The 17,264-nt window shown below is 44.1% G+C and carries 17 protein-coding genes and 1 pseudogene; 6 read left to right on the top strand and 12 right to left on the bottom strand.

Annotated elements, in window-relative coordinates:
- Window positions 1-9 precede the first annotated feature (9 nt).
- From prlC to ftnA, 6 genes are all read left to right on the top strand, one after another.
- Entirely contained in the window at window positions 10-2,052 is a 2,043-nt protein-coding gene (gene prlC, locus ACFSJY_RS05445) for an oligopeptidase A (protein WP_386031911.1), read from the top strand.
- A 3-nt stretch (window positions 2,053-2,055) separates the two neighbouring features.
- Window positions 2,056-2,754 (top strand): DNA-3-methyladenine glycosylase I, encoded by a 699-nt coding sequence (locus ACFSJY_RS05440; protein WP_386031909.1) that lies wholly within the window; start codon window positions 2,056-2,058, stop codon window positions 2,752-2,754.
- Window positions 2,754-3,539, top strand: a complete 786-nt coding sequence (locus ACFSJY_RS05435) for a class I SAM-dependent methyltransferase (protein WP_386031907.1) — start codon at window positions 2,754-2,756, stop codon at window positions 3,537-3,539. Before ACFSJY_RS05440 ends, ACFSJY_RS05435 begins: the two co-directional genes overlap by 1 nt.
- Window positions 3,540-3,663: 124 nt before the next feature.
- Window positions 3,664-5,622 carry a methyl-accepting chemotaxis protein gene (locus ACFSJY_RS05430; RefSeq protein WP_386031905.1) on the top strand — a complete coding sequence of 653 codons (1,959 nt, stop codon included), beginning with the start codon at window positions 3,664-3,666 and terminating at the stop codon, window positions 5,620-5,622.
- A 265-nt stretch (window positions 5,623-5,887) separates the two neighbouring features.
- Window positions 5,888-6,361: a peroxiredoxin gene (locus ACFSJY_RS05425; protein WP_386031903.1), complete on the top strand. Its 474-nt coding sequence runs from the start codon at window positions 5,888-5,890 to the stop codon at window positions 6,359-6,361.
- A 114-nt stretch (window positions 6,362-6,475) separates the two neighbouring features.
- The gene (gene ftnA, locus ACFSJY_RS05420) at window positions 6,476-7,003 is read left to right on the top strand and encodes a non-heme ferritin (protein ID WP_386031901.1); all 528 of its coding nucleotides are present in this window, start codon (window positions 6,476-6,478) and stop codon (window positions 7,001-7,003) included.
- Between the two features lie 69 nt (window positions 7,004-7,072).
- Here the strand turns inward: ftnA and ACFSJY_RS05415 are convergent, their stop codons facing one another.
- The 12 genes and pseudogenes from ACFSJY_RS05415 to ACFSJY_RS05360 all read right to left on the bottom strand — a co-directional run bounded on the left by ACFSJY_RS05415 (window position 7,073) and on the right by ACFSJY_RS05360 (window position 17,253).
- On the bottom strand, window positions 7,073-7,444 hold the full coding sequence (locus ACFSJY_RS05415; protein WP_386031899.1) for a DUF1428 domain-containing protein: 372 nt from the start codon (window positions 7,442-7,444) through the stop codon (window positions 7,073-7,075).
- Between the two features lie 25 nt (window positions 7,445-7,469).
- Window positions 7,470-8,054: a sugar O-acetyltransferase gene (locus ACFSJY_RS05410; RefSeq protein ID WP_386031897.1), complete on the bottom strand. Its 585-nt coding sequence runs from the start codon at window positions 8,052-8,054 to the stop codon at window positions 7,470-7,472.
- 43 nt (window positions 8,055-8,097) lie between these two features.
- On the bottom strand, window positions 8,098-8,475 hold the full coding sequence (locus ACFSJY_RS05405; protein WP_386031895.1) for a DUF6559 family protein: 378 nt from the start codon (window positions 8,473-8,475) through the stop codon (window positions 8,098-8,100).
- 69 nt (window positions 8,476-8,544) lie between these two features.
- Window positions 8,545-8,871 (bottom strand): hypothetical protein, encoded by a 327-nt coding sequence (locus tag ACFSJY_RS05400; RefSeq protein ID WP_386031893.1) that lies wholly within the window; start codon window positions 8,869-8,871, stop codon window positions 8,545-8,547.
- A 27-nt stretch (window positions 8,872-8,898) separates the two neighbouring features.
- Window positions 8,899-9,291, bottom strand: a complete 393-nt coding sequence (locus ACFSJY_RS05395; RefSeq protein WP_386031891.1) for a GFA family protein — start codon at window positions 9,289-9,291, stop codon at window positions 8,899-8,901.
- 117 nt (window positions 9,292-9,408) lie between these two features.
- Window positions 9,409-10,374, bottom strand: coding sequence for an alpha/beta fold hydrolase (locus ACFSJY_RS05390; protein WP_386031889.1), 966 nt, complete (start codon window positions 10,372-10,374; stop codon window positions 9,409-9,411).
- A gap of 181 nt (window positions 10,375-10,555) precedes the next feature.
- Window positions 10,556-10,894 carry a hypothetical protein gene (locus ACFSJY_RS05385; RefSeq protein WP_386031888.1) on the bottom strand — a complete coding sequence of 113 codons (339 nt, stop codon included), beginning with the start codon at window positions 10,892-10,894 and terminating at the stop codon, window positions 10,556-10,558.
- 147 nt (window positions 10,895-11,041) lie between these two features.
- Window positions 11,042-13,057, bottom strand: a pseudogene (locus ACFSJY_RS05380) (TonB-dependent receptor plug domain-containing protein).
- A gap of 228 nt (window positions 13,058-13,285) precedes the next feature.
- On the bottom strand, window positions 13,286-13,687 hold the full coding sequence (locus tag ACFSJY_RS05375) for a hypothetical protein (RefSeq protein WP_386031886.1): 402 nt from the start codon (window positions 13,685-13,687) through the stop codon (window positions 13,286-13,288).
- A 182-nt stretch (window positions 13,688-13,869) separates the two neighbouring features.
- On the bottom strand, window positions 13,870-14,184 hold the full coding sequence (locus tag ACFSJY_RS05370) for a winged helix-turn-helix domain-containing protein (protein WP_386031884.1): 315 nt from the start codon (window positions 14,182-14,184) through the stop codon (window positions 13,870-13,872).
- 11 nt (window positions 14,185-14,195) lie between these two features.
- The gene (locus ACFSJY_RS05365) at window positions 14,196-15,731 is read right to left on the bottom strand and encodes a hypothetical protein (protein ID WP_386031882.1); all 1,536 of its coding nucleotides are present in this window, start codon (window positions 15,729-15,731) and stop codon (window positions 14,196-14,198) included.
- A gap of 265 nt (window positions 15,732-15,996) precedes the next feature.
- Window positions 15,997-17,253 (bottom strand): glutamate-5-semialdehyde dehydrogenase, encoded by a 1,257-nt coding sequence (locus ACFSJY_RS05360; protein WP_386031880.1) that lies wholly within the window; start codon window positions 17,251-17,253, stop codon window positions 15,997-15,999.
- Window positions 17,254-17,264 lie beyond the last annotated feature (11 nt).

Below are 17,264 nucleotides of genomic sequence, written 5' to 3'. Positions count from 1 at the left end.
ACTTTTGTTATGTCAAACCCGTTGTTAACTGCTGAGGGCTTACCTCAATTCTCTGCTATTAAGCCTGAACATGTAAAACCAGCTGTCGAGCATGCCATTGCTGAGTGTAAGCGTGTGATTGAGCAAGTGTTAGCTGAACAAACCGAATTTACTTGGCAGAACCTCATTGCGCCAATTGATGAGGCTGATGATGTGTTAGGCAAGCTATGGTCGCCGGTATCGCATATGAATTCTGTTGTCAGCAGTGACGCATTGCGTGAAGCATATGAAAGTTGTTTACCACTGCTGTCTGAATACGGCACTTTCGTCGGCCAACACCAAGGTTTGTATGAAGCCTATAAGCAACTTTCTGAAAGTGCTCATTTTGAGGCGTTAGATACAGCGCAGAAAAAAGTGATTACCAATGCGCTTCGCGATTTCAAATTATCAGGTATTGCATTGCCTGCAGATAAACAAGCGCGTTACGGTGAAATTGTCACAAAAATGTCTGAACTCGGTTCAACGTTTAACAATAACCTGATGGATGCGACACACGCTTTTACGGTACTTATCAACGACGAAGCTGAGTTGTCAGGCTTACCGCAAAGCGCTAAAGACGCTGCGGCAGAATTAGCTAAGTCACAAGAGAAAGAAGGCTGGTTATTCACGCTAGATTTCCCAAGTTACCTACCGGTGATGACTTACTGTGACAATGGTGAATTACGCGAAAAAATGTATCGTGCCTTCGTTACTCGTGCATCTGATCTTGGGCCAAATGCTGGCGAATTCGATAACTCACAAGTGATGGCGGATATTTTAGCGTTGCGTCACGAGATTTCGTTGCTGCTAGATTTTGACAACTATGCTGACCATTCATTGGCAACCAAAATGGCTGACGATAGTAATCAAGTGTTAGGTTTCTTGCGAGACTTAGCGAGTAAGTCAAAACCACAAGGTGAAAAAGAGCTTGCTGAAGTCCATGAATTTGCGGCTAAAGAGTTCAATGCAACCGATCTAAATGCTTGGGATTTACCTTATTACAGCGAAAAGCTAAAACAGGCGCGTTACGCCATTTCTGATGAAGAACTTCGCCCTTATTTCCCTGAGCAAAAAGTGGTTGCCGGTTTATTTGAAGTGGTTAATCGCCTATTCGGTTTAACCATTAAAGAACGCGAAGGCGTTGATGTTTGGCACAAAGACGTTAAGTTTTACGATGTGTTTGGAGAAGACCAAACCTTGCGTGGCAGTTTTTACTTAGACTTGTATGCGCGCGCTAAAAAGCGCGGCGGTGCCTGGATGGACGACTGCGTAGGCCGTCGTGATTTAACGGATGGACGCACTCAGCTGCCAGTGGCTTACCTCACTTGTAACTTCAATGGCCCTGTTGGTGATAAGCCTGCGTTGTTTACGCACGATGAAGTAGTGACTTTATTCCATGAGTTCGGCCATGGTATTCACCATATGCTTACGCAAGTAGGCGCGTCTGGCGTTGCAGGTATTAATGGTGTTGCCTGGGATGCCGTTGAATTACCTAGCCAATTCCTTGAGAACTGGTGTTGGCAGCCAGAAGCGCTGGCGTTTATTTCGGGTCACTTCGAAACGGGTGAAGCCCTTCCTCAAGAAATGCTCGACAAAATGCTGGCGGCGAAAAACTTCCAGTCAGCGATGCAAATGCTTCGTCAGCTGGAATTTGGTTTGTTCGATTTCTTAATGCATGCCGAATACGACCCTGCCAAGGGTGACGAAATTCAACAAGTGCTCGACCAAGTACGTGAGCAATATGCGGTTGTGACAGCTGCAGATTTCAACCGTTTTCAACATAGCTTTGGCCATATTTTTGGTGGCGGTTACGCAGCGGGTTATTACAGCTACAAATGGGCTGAAGTGCTTTCTGCCGATGCGTTTTCGCGTTTTGAAGAAGAAGGTGTGTTCAATGAGAAAACCGGTCGAGACTTCTTGCATAACATCTTAGAGATGGGGGGTTCAAAAGAACCGTCTGAATTATTTAAAGCATTCCGTGGTCGTGATCCTGAAATAGAGGCGCTGCTTCGCCATAGCGGCATTGCAGGCTAAGTCATGAAATTAGAATCGTTCGATAAACTTTATCAACGCGCCGCCGAGCGAAAAGGTGGTGTGAGGCAGCTTAATATGCTGTTGCCAGCCACAGAGAATGAAGGTGCCTTATTAGCACTTGGCGATGATAGATTTTTAGCGGCTTTTACTAAGAAAGTCTTTCAGTCGGGCTTTGTTTGGCGTGTGGTTGAACAAAAGTGGCCTGATTTTGAAGAGACTTTCTTCAAATTTGATATCGAAAAGATTTTGATGATGCCGGAAGACATGATGGAGCGAAAAGCGGCGGATCCGAAAATTATCCGCAACTTTAATAAAGTGAAAACCATCAAGGCCAATGCGCAAATGATTTTTGAAGAGCAGCAAAACGGTCATAGCTTCGCAGAGTTTATTCAACAGTGGCCAAATGAGGACATTATTGGCTTATGGGCATATCTTAAAAAGCATGGTGCTCGCCTTGGCGGTAATACGGGCCCATATGCGTTGCGAGCGCTTGGTAAAGATACCTTCTTAATTTCTCGTGATGTTGAAGCTTACTTCCGTGCTCACGATATTATTTCTGGCGGCATTCAAACCAAATCGAGTTTGTCGACGATTCAACGTGCCTTTAATCAATGGCAGCAAGAATCAGATTTGTCTTTGGCGCAGTTGAGCCGATTGGTTGCCTACGCAACGGGTGATAACTATGTACAGGTTGAGCAATAATGACGGATATTGCCGTTGCTTATCGTCACAGTAGTGATGCTGACTACGCCAAGAAAATTGCGTCGAAGTGGCAGTTTGACTACATCGGTGATATTGCCGCAGCTAACAAGCATCCTGATTTAGACTTTGTGCTTCAAGTGAATGACCAAGTACTGGAGTTGATCAAGCGAGACGAACCAAAGCTTACGCCTATTAAAGTTGATTTTGTCGAGGGCGCATCTGCACATCGGCGCAAGTTTGGTGGTGGACGAGGGCAAGATATCGCCAAAGCAGTTGGCTTAAAGCATGGCTTTTGCCCACATGTAGTGGATGCTACGGCGGGATTAGGGCGAGATGCCTTTGTGTTGGCATCGTTAGGGTGCCAAGTCACACTGATTGAACGTAACCCTGTCGTCGCTGCGCTATTAGAAGATGGTTTAGCAAGGGGCGCACTGAGTACAGAAGTTGCTGACATTGTTGAGCGTATGACACTTATGCATCATTCATCAATCGATGAAATGTCACGCCTACCTGAGGCCGATGTTGTTTATCTTGACCCTATGTATCCGCACAAAGAAAAGTCTGCTCAAATAAAGAAAGAAATGCGGGTATTTCAAACCTTGGTTGGCAAAGATGACGATGCCGATCAGCTATTAGCACCAGCAAGGTTATTAGCGAAATATCGCGTAGCGGTTAAACGGCCAACTTACGCTGAACCACTGGCCGACCAGAAGCCAAGTACTGTCATAAAAATGAAAAAAAATCGTTTTGACATCTATGTAAATCAGGGTATCCCAAAAGCCTGAAATCATTGATTTAATTATATAAAATAAGAATTATAGTATTTTAGAGTAAAAACTCAGTGTAACATAACTGTCATAAAGTCTTAGTAAACTCTGGCAATCTATACTGCTACAAGAGATATACTAAGTGCGCGTATCAACCTTTTCACGCTCTTCTGTAGTTGCAATTAGTTCATTTGCCTTGATTTTTTTGGTGGCAATGTACCAAGTGGCAACTACATTGGCAGCGAACCGACTCCATATTGCGGAATATCAAAACTTAAAATCCCTAACCACGGTTGAGTTTTATCGAACCATTTCACAATACTTGCAATCGGGCGATGCAAGCTTATTGAACCTAGCAGAAGAGCAATTAGATAAAATTGCTGCAAGCAGCGCGAAGCTGGCCATTCCTTCAATGGAACAGGCAATCAATGAAAAAACGGCGCAACTGAAAACCGACATCAATGAAAAATACCGTGCTTGGGGCAAACTAAGTGGTGACCCTATGGCATTGCTTCGCAACAGTGAGCAAGGTATCTCAGCGGTAACTGGCAGCCTTGCCAGTTATGCTCAGCAAAGTGATGCGTTGTCGGATAGGCAAGTAGTCGATTATTTAGCAACCACGGCGCAAGTGGCAACAACCGTCAATGACATCGTTATTATCCGAGAAAAGCTATTTGCGAGCGATTCACCTAATATTTCCTTAACTGACCAACCATTGCGTGAACTTAGCGCATTGACTGATCGCATTAAAGGCTTTCCACTACTCGGTATTATGGAAGAGTCTGATGACGAAGATGAATTCGGCGATGACGATGATTTACTGTTAGACGATGAAGAAGATGCCGTTGATTTAAGTGAAGAAGCCGTTGATGAACTAGCTTCATTGGTGAACCGCTACCAAAGCGAACTTCGCAATACATTAGAACAACAAAGCCAACGTCAACGTGGTTTAGCGGTGCTAAACAGAGATGTTAAGTCGATGGAAGATATTATTCTTCAGGGCGAAGACGTCATAATTAAAGAGCAAGAAGATCTAAATAACCGCATTACTTGGGTGGTTGTAGTATTGATGTCATTGTTGGTACTTTTCTTGGCAGCTAACTATTGGTTAACGCGCACCGTGGTATTGAACCCACTTCGCCAACTTCGCGATAGCTTTGTGACATTAGTGGAAGAAGGCCGTGTAGATTTAATTACCGGTATTCCTGAAAAAACCGAACTTGGTCAAATTTCGACAAGTTTCAATAAAATGGTGACGCAATTAGCTGAAGAAGATAAGCAAAAAGCGAAGCAGTTAGGCTTGGTATCAACAGCAATGCAAACGATGGAATCACAAGCACAAACTATCTTGAATTCATCATCTACGACAAGTGAACACCTAAGCGTAGCCAGTAATATAATGGCGGCCTTGTCACAAGTGACAGACAACGTAAATACATTGTCGCAACAAGTGGCCGACAACGCGCAAGCAACACAACAGGCGATGGGTGACAGCCAAACAAAAGTAGAAGAAGTACTGCATGCCAGTGATGAAACCAATGCAGCTGCACAATCTGGCAAAGAGGCTATAGAATCTCTGACCCACGCGGTTGAAAGTGTTGGCTCTATTGTTGATGTAATCAGCTCAATAGCAGATCAAACGAACCTGTTAGCTCTTAATGCAGCCATTGAGGCGGCACGTGCCGGTGAGCATGGGCGTGGCTTCTCAGTTGTTGCCGATGAAGTGCGCCAGCTAGCTGGTAAAACACAAGACTCACTTAAACAAGTGAGTGAGCGATTAGAACAGTTGAACACGTCTAGCCAAGCGCTAGAGTCAAATATTTATGGTATTGAACAGGCATCTGCGCGTCAGAAAGAGATTTCACAGTTACTTAAGGACAATGCAGAAAGTGTCGTTGAGCAAGCCATTACCTCTGCAACGGTAGCGTCAGATTCGCTTGAGCAAATTAACCAACAGCGACAACATTTTGCAGAGTTTGAACAGGCAATGGAAAGTGTGAATATGGAAGTGTCGCATTCTCGTGAATTGGCTGAGAACATTTCACAAGACGTAGCTGAACAAGTAAGTGATATCAGTGCGACGTTAAAATTAGTATCATAATTTTTCAAACGTGCATTCGCACAAGAAATTCAGCCTCTAATGCCCTAAAATAGGTATTAGAGGTTTTTTTATGGCTAAATCACTGTGCAAGTGGAAGAAAAAGGATATAGAGAAAAATATCCATGAATTGATCCACCTTGTCGACAAACCCCGTTTTATTTGTAAAGACTGCGCACGCTGTGCTCATGACAAAGGTCACGTGTGCAAACCTGTCAAAATGAAAACGCACTAGTTCAACAAATCAATTAACACAATTGGAAGAGATATGATCGCTATCAATAGCAAAATGCCTAGCGGCGAGTTACAACAGCGTAAAAATGGTGAAATGACCAACCACAACACAGACGAGCTGTTTGCGGGTAAAAAAGTCGTCATGTTTGCTGTACCAGGCGCGTTTACACCAACCTGCTCTGCTTCACATCTGCCGGGCTATGTCGTCGCTGCTGATGATTTTAAAGCAAAAGGTATCGACCTTATCATTTGCTTGTCGGTAAACGATGCCTTTGTGATGGAAGCATGGGGTAATTCGCAAAATGCCGAGCACATTGAAATGCTTGCTGATGGTGATGGTAGCTACACCAAGTTGCTGGGTTTAGAGATGGAAACGGGTGCATTTGGTGGCCTCCGCTCACAACGCTACGCCATGGTGATTGAGGATGGTGTAGTAACCACGTTAAACGTTGAAGCGCCAAAATCATTCGAAGTAAGTAAGGCAGAGACAATTTTAAACGCGTTATAAAACGTAAATGAAAACAATTTACGTTAATTATCCATTTGTTTTTATTGGGTTTTATTTGTTTTTGAGCTCAAATAAAGGCACAATGCGCGTAGACTGAATTAAAGAGGTATTCTGATGTTAAAAGCAGATATGGTTAGCCAGCTGAATGAGCAGATTAATTTAGAGTTTTACTCGTCAAACTTGTATCTGCAAATGAGTGCCTGGTGTGAAGAAAATGGTTTTGAAGGCGCAGCAGAATTCATGCGCAAACACGCGTTAGAAGAAATGGGTCACATGAACCGCTTATTCACTTATGTGAGTGAGACAGGCGCGTTACCTATTTTAGGGACGATTGAAGCGCCACCGCACGAATTTGAATCGTTAAGCTCAGTGTTTGAAGAAACATACAAGCACGAATGTTTAGTGACAGAGCGTATCAATTCGTTAGCGCATGCCGCGTTTACTAGCCAAGACTATTCAACGTTTAACTTCTTACAATGGTATGTTGCAGAGCAGCATGAAGAAGAGAAGTTGTTTAAAGGCATTTTAGACAAGATTGAGCTAGTGGGTAATGACGGTAAAGCACTATTCTTTATTGATAAAGACTTAGCTGATTTAGCGAAAAACGGCTCGCCAAGTATTATGACTGACCCAGTTGCTTAATGGCTGTGGTGTGAGTTGAAATAAAAAAGGCTTCCAGTAGGAAGCCTTTTTTTGTCATGCAAACTGCGTTTATAACAGTGGTTTAAAACCTCCATAAACCATGCGTGTTGCATCAAATATTGGTCTGTCAGTATCCTGAGTAAGTGGCGCCACGAGCGCCTCCACCCTTGGGTCATTTGCTACTTTTTTATTGGCTTCATCTCGTGCCTCTTTTGAGGCAAATGTTACCCAGCCGAAAATAACCACTTCATCTTCTTTCGCATCCACGGCTTTGGTAAAAGGGACAGTACCTTCCAAAGCAGGATCATCTGTAAGGTATTCTTGGTAGTTCATCGCGCCATGATTACGCCATATATCTGCAACCTTTGACGCTATACCTTTGTAGGTTTCAATATGATCGCGTTGAATGGGAAACGCAAAGCCATCTATATAATCTGCCATCACCTTTCCTTATTTTTACTTACCTTTACCTACTTTGGGGCGAATGTTTTTCATCGGCATCAATGTGTTTAATGACCTTAGCGGGATTACCCGCAATCACCACATTGTCACCAAAACTTTTTGTGACGACGGCGCCCGACGCCACAACAACGTTATCACCTAGTGTAACACCGGGGTTAATCACCGCCTGCCCGCCAATCCAACAGTTTTCACCGATAGAAATAGGTTTGGCAAACTCTAATCCGCTATTACGCGCATTCGGCTCAATAGGGTGCGTTGCTGTATAAATACCCACTTGCGGTGCAATCATGCAGTTGCTGCCAATGCGCACTTTGGCAACGTCTAAAATCACACAACCAAAATTCGCGTAAAAGTTATCGCCTACATGAATATTGCAGCCGTAATCACAGTTAAACGTCGACTCGATATAGATATTTTGACCTGTGGTGCCAAATAATTGTTTGATCAGCTGAGTGCGTTTGTCATTGTCCGCAACAGAGATTGTATTCAGCTTTTCAGTGAGCAGTCTGGCCTGTAATCGCATGTTCACTAGCTCAGAATCTTTAGGGTTGTAGAGTTCTCCGGCTAACATTTTTTCTTTTTCAGTCATTGAGGTTCACTCTCCATCAGGCACTCAGTTCGCTATTTTTTTACTATTCACCGCCACCACAGCCGCCATCGCCAGCGTCACCGCTAAAGAATGCTCCATCACCGCCTTGAGTAGCTCGCATTGCATAGTCAAGTAAGGTATCAAAATTAAAGCGTGGCCAACTGCCAAAACACGTTTTCGATACATGCTGCCTTAATTCATCATAGCTAGCTTCAAAGGCTAGTGTGTCAAATTCTTCTTGCGTGCAAAACATGGCATAACTGTATTCGATGTTGTGATCATGTGTTAACGCGTCACGAAACACCGATTCTACTTGCTCGGCAGTATATGTCTGTTGCTTGTCGTAGGCGTCTACCAATAGCGGTGGTAACGTTCGGGCAATTTTAGAAATAGTATTGCGTTTGAATAAAGCATCAAGCATGTAGCGAAATCCTTTTGGCTGATTTGAAGATAATAGTGTTTGAAGAGTATTCCGTTATAACTTGCTAACTTAAACGATCTTTATTGAATATGTCAGTTGGCAGTCAATGTACTTCAACATTTCGTTAACTACTCGTGGCACTTTTATTGTTGCTGCAGGTGTTGCAGCTGATACCAGTATGTCACAGTGGGCAACAGAGACTTGTTGGCGCACAAAAAAATCGTTGATGTCATGAATAGCGTGCTGTGATAGCTCGACAACACCGATAAAGCTCTTAGGGTCATCAGTTTCAAGGAATGATGCACCCATGACTTCGTGTTTTAGTGTGTATGCCTGCATTTTATCTAATCGTAAAAAGCGAAAGGCAATGTCTATGTCGGTATTTGTATTATTCACAGAGTTCTTCTTTAAGGTAATTTGCGATTATTCAGCACCATCGTTGTCCGGGATAACTTCCCATGGCGCTTTTGAGCAGGTGAAAATATGCTTTTTAACCGCGAGTGCTTCTGTATTGGTATCCAATAGGCTGGCGGGAATATAGGTGCTGTTGTCGTCATTTTTGCCGGGTAAAGGCGAGCCACAATAGGTGCAAAAGGTGGTTTCCCAGTCATGTCCCGGTTTGTACCACGTTTTTATATCATTCTGGCCAGTTAGCCATTCGAATTGGGTATTTGGGACAACACAAACCGCGATACCGCCGCTGCCAGTCGACTTTCGGCAAATAGAGCAATGGCAAATATAAACATCGTTGAGCACAGTGTGTATTTGAAAGGTAACGGTGCCGCAATTACATGACCCTCTGGTTTTTGCGTTCATAGTCGCCTCAATGTCAGTTAATTAGCGTTAATTTATCATTATTTTAGATAATTGATCAGTTTGCTTAGCACTAGGCCGCAAATGTGTATACATAGCGGCCATGAGAGGAAAGCCGAGTTAACTATGTTTCTTGAAGAACTCCAGCACTACACGGTTAAACAATTCCGGTTGTTCCCATTGCACAGCATGGCCAGCTTCGGGTACTACGAGGGTTTCACTGTTTGGTAGTTCTATTGCTGCTGCACGCATCATTGAGGGGGGCTGGTATAAATCCGCGCCGCCAGCAACAAAAAATGTAGGGATGTTTGCAGCACGCATTTTCTCCCAAGTAATCTTACTTTTGGCTGGTTGACCGTGTCTGACGCCATCACCCTGCGACTTTTTGTACATGTTGAGCCATTCTTCAACGCCTTCCGGGTAAGCCCAGCGGTAAGAAGGGCCAAGCTCTTTGAATTCTGGGCCAAGATCATGAAAACCTTTCGATAGAATAAACGAAGAACGCTCTTCGATATTCTGGTCCCAACGACCAAACAAGCTACAGGCGATAACCATACTGAGCAGCTTTTCAGGGTATGACACCGCAAAATCTGAAACCGCAAAACCGCCAGCAGCTAGCCCCAAGATATGAAACTTATCTACGTTCAAGTGGTTGGTCAGTGCCAAAATGTCATCGGCATAGTTGCCTCTATCTTCTTTGGAGCCTGCCGGAGAGCCAAAGTAACCGCGTCTAGAGTAAGCAATAGTGCGAAAACCAGCTGCTGCGAATACGGGTTGTTGATAAGGCCAGGTAAGAGCGCTGCCGCGACCAGGGTGTGAAAGTAATATAGCAGGGCCAGTTCCGCCGGTATCCCAGTAGTAAAGCCCTGCACCACCCGGTAGTTCTATCACTCCTTCCTTAGCGGGAACTTGTTTGGGTGGCTTTACGTAATTGGGTTCGACTTTGCCTGGAATACCACATTCATTTCGTGTTGCTGCTTGAACTTGGTTGAGCATACCGCCTGTTGCGACAACTGAAGCGGCAACAGACGCTTTTACTAATAAATCTCTTCGGCTTTTATTGACCTTGTCATTTGTTGCTGTCATTTAACCTTCCCTGCTTATAGTTATTATCAATGGCTGTGTATTGCTAGCGAGATTGTCGCTAAGTCATTGATACTATGGCAGGTAAATTAAACGCGACAAGCAAAAAAGTATTTCATAATGCTTCAAAGAATATCTTTTGTTTGGCGAGATTAGTCGTTGGGATCGCATCAGTGTAATAACTTTACAAAGTTTGACCACAAATCCCACCTTTTGATAGATGGTTTTGAGCTTCGATTACATGGTTTACTGCTCCGTATTCGTAGAGGTCACTTTCGTCATGCGCAAAAATTGAAGCGTCTAGTTGGGTTTTGTTCTCTATGGCTATGGGCAATAAAAGGCAGGCTATTTTTACAAAGTTTTCTGTTCTGCCTTTCTCGATCGACTCGAGTGCCTGGTTGTAAATTTTCAGCTCTACATTAGCGACAGATTGACCACCGTAAACAAAAAATTTGACGGCGATAAAGCCTGATAAAGCTAAACCTACTATGAAACTGATCAATGCTACTATCAATGTGTTCAAGTCACCCTCCTTGCGTAGTTATTGCGCAGTAACTTCTAGTTGAACAACTAAATTACTCGTTGGCTCAGTCAAAAGGCTATCAAGCAAGTAGCGTTGACACAATGCAAATAGCTATTGCTTAATAACCTTAATGGCGATTATCCGTTGTTAACTCCCAAACTGAATACGCAATCCTGCATTGACGATAAAGCCATCATTTCGAGACCAAATATCTGTGGTCCAGCGTCCGCTTGGTGCTCGCTCTGGCAATAACAAAGGGTCGTCTTTGGTTTGACGGATATCCAGCAAGTTTTCGGCATTGATAAACCAACTGATGCGACCGACGGTAATTTGCCCTAGTAGTCCAAGGTGCCAGTATGGGTCACTCTTCTCTCGGTACGGATTATTTTCAAGGTGCTGAGTACCAGTGTAATAGGCTTCAAAGCCGACAATATGGCTACCATGTTCTTCCCACATCACGACCAGTCCAGCTGAATGTTGCGGCGTAAGAGCGATTGGCGTTCGACCTATACCAAATTCCTTTTCTTTAGTCGCGTCGGTATAAAGATAGCTACCCGTAAACTTAATGTCGTTCCAACGATAGCGCATAAGAAGTTCAGCACCGCGAATTTCACTTTCGCCATCAGCATTAACGATTTCGACTTGCTTATCGTCCGTCGAATTTGCGCCGTCAATGGTGCGAAGTTCTGTGACGTTGTCGATATCAGAAGCAAATAAGGTCATGCTGGTTTCAAGGCTACCCGTGGTGTAGCTTATGTCTAGAGAGGCAGTCGTCGCTTGTTCCTCTTCAAGATTTTCAAGCGGTGTAAGTCGCGAAAGGCCCGCCTCGTCTATGTCTTCAATAAATGGGCTAGGGGCAAAGTAGCCTTGGCCGTAGGCACCACGTATGATCCAATTTTCAGGACTGTACAATACCTATACACGTGGACTTGTTTGAGTGCCGTATTCACTGTGCCAGTCGGTACGTGCGCTCAATGAAAGGGAAATATCGTCATTAGCGTCGTAATCTACTTGAGAGAATATGCCCGGAACATCATAGGTATAGTCAAACTCATCATACGTATCAGAGCTAAATTGCTCAGACTGAAATGCAGCACCTACAAGCCAAGCGGTTTGGTCGGTATAACCTGAAACGCTCGACTCAACTAAGTAGCTCTTGTGCGTATCATCTTCCTGAACCGTGCCAAATTCATGCTCGTGATCTTGTTTCATAGCAGAGCCACGCACGTTTAGGTTAGTTACCTCGCCTAGCGGTTGGTCGTAAACAAAGCCCACGTCTGTGCGCAAACTGTCTTGGTTTTGCGGGAATGGGTTGCCGTCTGGCGCAGTGGCATTGCCTTTTGTGCCACCTTCGCGGTGTTCGCTCATGACACCCGCAGTAAAATAAAGATTCTCACCGTCATCACCTTGCCAGTACAAGCGTGGACGTATGGTTTCTCGGTTGTAGTCTGCCATGTCTATCCAACCGTCATCGTCTAGATCTTGCTTGGCTTGATGGTGAATACCGGCAGTAACTGATGCACTAAACGCGTCATCAATGGGTGACGCAAGGTAAGAGGTAAAGTCTTGTCCGTCGCGCGATGTCACATTAAGTAACGCCTCACCCTCGAACTCATCAGATGGTGTACGCGAGATTAGGTTGATAACGCCCCCAAGAGCAGAACCGCCATACAGTGATGATGCAGACCCTTTGATGATTTCAACCGTCGCTAAATCTGTAGGTGGAATTTGTAATAAGCCTATCGATGCCGTTTGCCCGCCATAAAGCGGTAATCCATCGCTGAGTAATTGTGTATAGCGACCGTAGAGCCCTTGCAAACGTATATTGGCGCTGCCCAAGGCTGGCGATGTGTTTTGCACACGAACACCGCCCGTTTCCGCTACCAGCATTGAGATATTGCCGGGGCGCATAATGGCTTTCTCTTGGATTTCTTCACCATTAATGATTTCAGTGCGTGTAGCAGATTCGGTAACAATTCTGCCCAGGCGCGATGCGCTTACTTGAATGCGTTCGATATCGGTATCGTGGTGATGGTCATGGTCATGGTCATGGTCATGGTCATGGTCATGGCTTTCTTCTGAACCATGGCTTTCTTCATGCTCATGGCTGTCATGCGCATGGTGTTCGCCATGTTGTTCCTTTTCTTTTTCCTGATGTTGTATGTGTTGTGAGTGTTGGTGCTGATTTTCTGCGGTGAAACTTCCTTCCGCAAAATCTTCTTTAGCGAATACTTCACCTGAAAGAAAATACGCAGGCATCAACAGTATCAATACTGCCTTGTTAATTGGGTTGTTAAGCATGTTTACCTCAAAAATGCTTGATCGTAATTGGGTGCCAGTGACTCATTTGAGCTGGCGATTAATGGGGTCAAACGTGAAAGGCGAAGCGCCTTATGAGGTAAAGATAGGAGGGCGATATAACGCCGTTATCCGTGTAATAGGGTGTTCAGTAGAGACAATTGCCGACAAGCTTCGCGCAACATTTAATTGGGTCGATACTGGCGTTGTGCTGATATAGACAATAGACGCACAGCCGCTAGTGAAGCAAACACAGTCACGTTCACAACAATCGACGTCACAGCATTCGGCTTCATTGTCATAGATATTATCTAGCGAGTAATCGGTAATAATATGCTGCGATTTTACTGGTTGATTTGTACTGTCTGAGAGGTGTTGTGTGGCTGTATTGTCTGCAGGCGCACAAGTCATCGGGTTAGCACCAGCAAAGGCCTGGCTCAAAAAAGCCAGTAACATCAAGGTAATAACAATAAGTTGTGACAGTGTTTTGTGCATAACAACTCTCTAGATAGTAGGAGAATTATTCTAAAGATTTCATTGTGCTTTGTGAATATCAGAAGCAGGTTTGATACACAAAAAGTGGTAACAAAATAAAAAGCCACCCTCAGCTGGCAAGCTAGTAAGCCAACCGAGGGCAGCGTCTTGGGAAACACTTTTCGCGTAAAGTAAGTTAGTGGTTACGCAGCGACAAGCGCATAGCCACGGCCCCTGACTGACTTAATTTTGATTTGCTGAGTATGCACACCAAGCTTTACGCGCAAATTTGAAATGTGGCAGTTGATACTTAAGTTGCACACCACCAGTGGCTTGTTGAATATATGCTGAGCAATGTGCTCTCTACTCACCAATTCTGGTGACTGTGTCACCAGCAATTGAAGTAAGTTGTATTCAAGTCCCGTTAGCTCCAACTCATTGTCTGAGATAAATACGCGTCTCGATAATGTCGATAATTCTAGGGGAGCAAGATGCTCTGGCATTGAAAAGGCATCCATGTCTACTTCCCTTATTCGTCGTCTGTATCTGCTTCTGTTAGCCCTGGCTGATTGAGAATGGTGGCCTTATAACCGGTTGCAGAGCCTGTACTATTCTCAATAACCAAAAACTGGTCGACTGATTCTTCATCAAGTATGAGCTCGAAGGACGTCAGGATAATTTCACTACCGCTTTCTTCGGCTATCACGTAGACCTGATACGTGTTGTTATTCAAGGTAATATCGTCTTGACCTGGAAAGCCCACTGTCTTTTTGTATGTCGCTGTTTCAATGGTTTCATTGCTGCGAACAAAGTAGGTGGTGACACTGGTGAAGTCTTCGTTATCAACTAAGTTGATGATGTTCACGTCGTGACTGTAAATACTGCTGCTACCACTGTTCTCCGCAACGAGTGTGTAAACGTTAAGTTCGATTTCGTCGACAACGCCGTCTCCGTCTTCATCAACGTTACCGTCTCCATCTTCGTCGACATGCTGCTCATCACTGAAAATGAAAACCGTTTTGTTGCTGTTCGTTGGGAGTGAAAGTAAGTGGTTACTTAGTATGGTTGAGCCATTACTGCTGTCGTTCATGTCGACACTAAAGTCGCCGTGTTCAACTGTTAACGCATTGCTGAGCTCGCCAAAGTTAAGTGTTGAAAATTCAGGTGAGTCATCAACACCATTGAGGTATATATCTGCAGTGCCTGAATACTCCTCTAAGTAATCGGTAGTGGCAACAGCGTTATAAAAACTGACACTTGCTTGCGCATTAATATCGTCATAGTGGGTAATTGACGAGTTTGAAATACGATCAATCGAGTAAGGCGATGAACCTGCGCCATCATTTTCTCGAATAGCCATGATGTATTGCGAGGAATAACTGTAGTCGATGCTGTCAGACGTGAATATCACCTCATCGCTACCTTCGGCCGTTAAATAGAAAACATAACTGCCTTGGTCGAACTTGTGGTTATCAGACAGCTCGCGATAAACGTAGCTACCGATTAATTCAGCTTCGTTAAAGGTTTGATCGTCTTCTGAAATATAAATATCAACAGCGTCACCACTCGGGTACATATTGAGGACACGAACGTTAAAGAGGTCATAAACATCATCATCGTCGTCATCAATAATGGGGATTTCCAATACTTGGGTAAACGGTGTTTGAATATCGTCACTCAGTACCACTAGGCTCATGGTGTCTTTTTGAATGGTTAGGGCATCTTCATAAATCAACTCTAATTCACTGCGTTCAGTGCTGTCACCGTCTTGCCATGCCAGCTCAAAAAAATAGTTATCAGGTGAAATCTCGGCGATGTTTAATGCCTCACCGTATTCAATAGCGGTATAAGTAATTTCTAGTTCATCAGTTTCGCTTGTTTCCAAGTCTTCGTCGATGGTGAGGTGTATTGCAGGTGCAGTTTTAGATGCGTTATAAAACTTAAGGTAACCGATATCGTCACCATCGCTGCTGCTGGAGTCGCAGCCCGCTAAGAAGCTCAGCGCAATAGCAATTCCGCTATATGTCATCACCGTGCGGCGTGAACTTTGTTTAAACAATCCCATAAAGTTATCTCTTTTATCATTCATTCTTTGCAGTAAAAATTTGGCAGTGCGGCTGCCGAGTAGCGACATGATAGAGTGATAGCGGCGATGTTAGTTCGCACCTTTACGTAATCTTTGCATTTCTTTAGCTTTCTTGAACGAGCCTTTACCTTTCTTGAATGAAGCTTTACATAACTGCTTATTTCTCTTGCTTCCTAGATAAATGACAGCCAATAAAAAAAGGAGCATAAATGCTCCTTTTCTCAATAGTTTTTATCGAATGGAACTATCGAATTTGCCCATCACCCAAAACGATAAATTTCTCCGTTGTTAGTGATTCGAGTCCCATTGGACCGTAGGCATGCAGCTTACTAGTTGAAATACCAATCTCAGAGCCTAGTCCTAATTGCCCTCCGTCAGAGAAACGCGATGATGCATTTGCCATTACAACTGACGAATTGATTTGGCGAATAAATTGCTGACAACGTGAGATATCCTGACTGACAATAACTTCAGTATGGTCAGAGGTAAATGCATTGATGTGCTCAATTGCACTGTCATAACTATCAACCACTTTTATCGCAATTTCTTGCGCTAAATACTCGGCATGAAAGTCATCGTCAGTTGCTGCCTCTGCACCACTAAAATAAGGCAGACTAGTGGCACACGCATGCACTTTCACCTTGTATGGTTCAAGTGCTGAAGCGGCTAGTGGTAAATACTGCTCCGCAATGTCTTTGTGAACCAATAAGGTTTCGATTGAATTACAAGCACTTGGTCTATCGGTTTTACCGTTCACCAATAAGTTCACCGCTTTATCGAGGTCGGCAAATTTATCGATATATAAATGACAAACCCCTTTGAAATGCTGGATGACAGGGATTTGACTGTTTTCGGTTACATAACGAATAAGCCCTTCGCCACCACGAGGAATCACTAAGTCAATGTATTCTCTTTGCTTGAGTAAGTCTTCGATGACCGCGCGACTTGTATCTGGAATGACTGAAATCATATAAGGATTCAGGTCATGTTTTGCGAGCACTTGGTGCAAGCAATTGGCTAGTGCCAAATTACTGTGAATAGCTTCAGAACCACCTCTTAGCACGACAGCGTTACCTGCTTTTAAACATAGCGCTGCAGCTTCTGCTGTTACGTTGGGACGTGCCTCATATATCATTGAAATAACGCCTAGCGGGATACGCATTTTACCGACTTGCATACCATTAGGACGTAATTGCATGTTGCTGATGTGCCCAACTGGATCTGGCAGTTGAGTGATTTCTCGTATGGCGCTGGCAATATCTGCGATGCGCTCTGGCGTTAGCGCTAAGCGATCGACCATAGCTTCTGCTAGGCCTTTGTCTCGAGCAGCACTCAGGTCTTTGGCGTTTTCCGCAATAATGTCTGCGCTGGCAGCTTCAATGGCCGTTGCCATTTCATCTAATAGTGTGTTTTTTTCGGTTGTGTTTAATTGTGCTACCTGACGGCTGGCGATTTTTGCTTGTTGCGCCATAGTCGTCATTGAAAAATTTGAATGTGTCATATGTGTAATCC

Origin of the sequence: Thalassotalea euphylliae (genome assembly GCF_042682785.1) — a bacterium.
GTDB classification, from domain to species: Bacteria; Pseudomonadota; Gammaproteobacteria; order Enterobacterales; family Alteromonadaceae; genus Thalassotalea_F; species Thalassotalea_F euphylliae.
The sequence above is the reverse complement of the archived record's forward strand: the minus strand, read 5'-3'. Positions and strand labels throughout refer to the sequence as shown.

Bases quoted from the DNA above. Each gene is read 5' to 3' on its own strand.
- prlC (WP_386031911.1), top strand. From the start codon at position 10: ATGTCAAACCCGTTGTTAACTGCTGAGGGCTTACCTCAATTCTCTGCT.
- ACFSJY_RS05440 (WP_386031909.1), top strand. From the start codon at position 2,056: ATGAAATTAGAATCGTTCGATAAACTTTATCAACGCGCCGCCGAGCGA.
- ACFSJY_RS05435 (WP_386031907.1), top strand. From the start codon at position 2,754: ATGACGGATATTGCCGTTGCTTATCGTCACAGTAGTGATGCTGACTAC.
- ACFSJY_RS05425 (WP_386031903.1), top strand. From the start codon at position 5,888: ATGATCGCTATCAATAGCAAAATGCCTAGCGGCGAGTTACAACAGCGT.
- ftnA (WP_386031901.1), top strand. From the start codon at position 6,476: ATGTTAAAAGCAGATATGGTTAGCCAGCTGAATGAGCAGATTAATTTA.
- ACFSJY_RS05415 (WP_386031899.1), bottom strand. From the start codon at position 7,444: ATGGCAGATTATATAGATGGCTTTGCGTTTCCCATTCAACGCGATCAT.
- ACFSJY_RS05410 (WP_386031897.1), bottom strand. From the start codon at position 8,054: ATGACTGAAAAAGAAAAAATGTTAGCCGGAGAACTCTACAACCCTAAA.
- ACFSJY_RS05405 (WP_386031895.1), bottom strand. From the start codon at position 8,475: ATGCTTGATGCTTTATTCAAACGCAATACTATTTCTAAAATTGCCCGA.
- ACFSJY_RS05395 (WP_386031891.1), bottom strand. From the start codon at position 9,291: ATGAACGCAAAAACCAGAGGGTCATGTAATTGCGGCACCGTTACCTTT.
- ACFSJY_RS05390 (WP_386031889.1), bottom strand. From the start codon at position 10,374: ATGACAGCAACAAATGACAAGGTCAATAAAAGCCGAAGAGATTTATTA.
- ACFSJY_RS05375 (WP_386031886.1), bottom strand. From the start codon at position 13,687: ATGCACAAAACACTGTCACAACTTATTGTTATTACCTTGATGTTACTG.
- ACFSJY_RS05370 (WP_386031884.1), bottom strand. From the start codon at position 14,184: ATGGATGCCTTTTCAATGCCAGAGCATCTTGCTCCCCTAGAATTATCG.
- ACFSJY_RS05365 (WP_386031882.1), bottom strand. From the start codon at position 15,731: ATGGGATTGTTTAAACAAAGTTCACGCCGCACGGTGATGACATATAGC.
- ACFSJY_RS05360 (WP_386031880.1), bottom strand. From the start codon at position 17,253: ATGACACATTCAAATTTTTCAATGACGACTATGGCGCAACAAGCAAAA.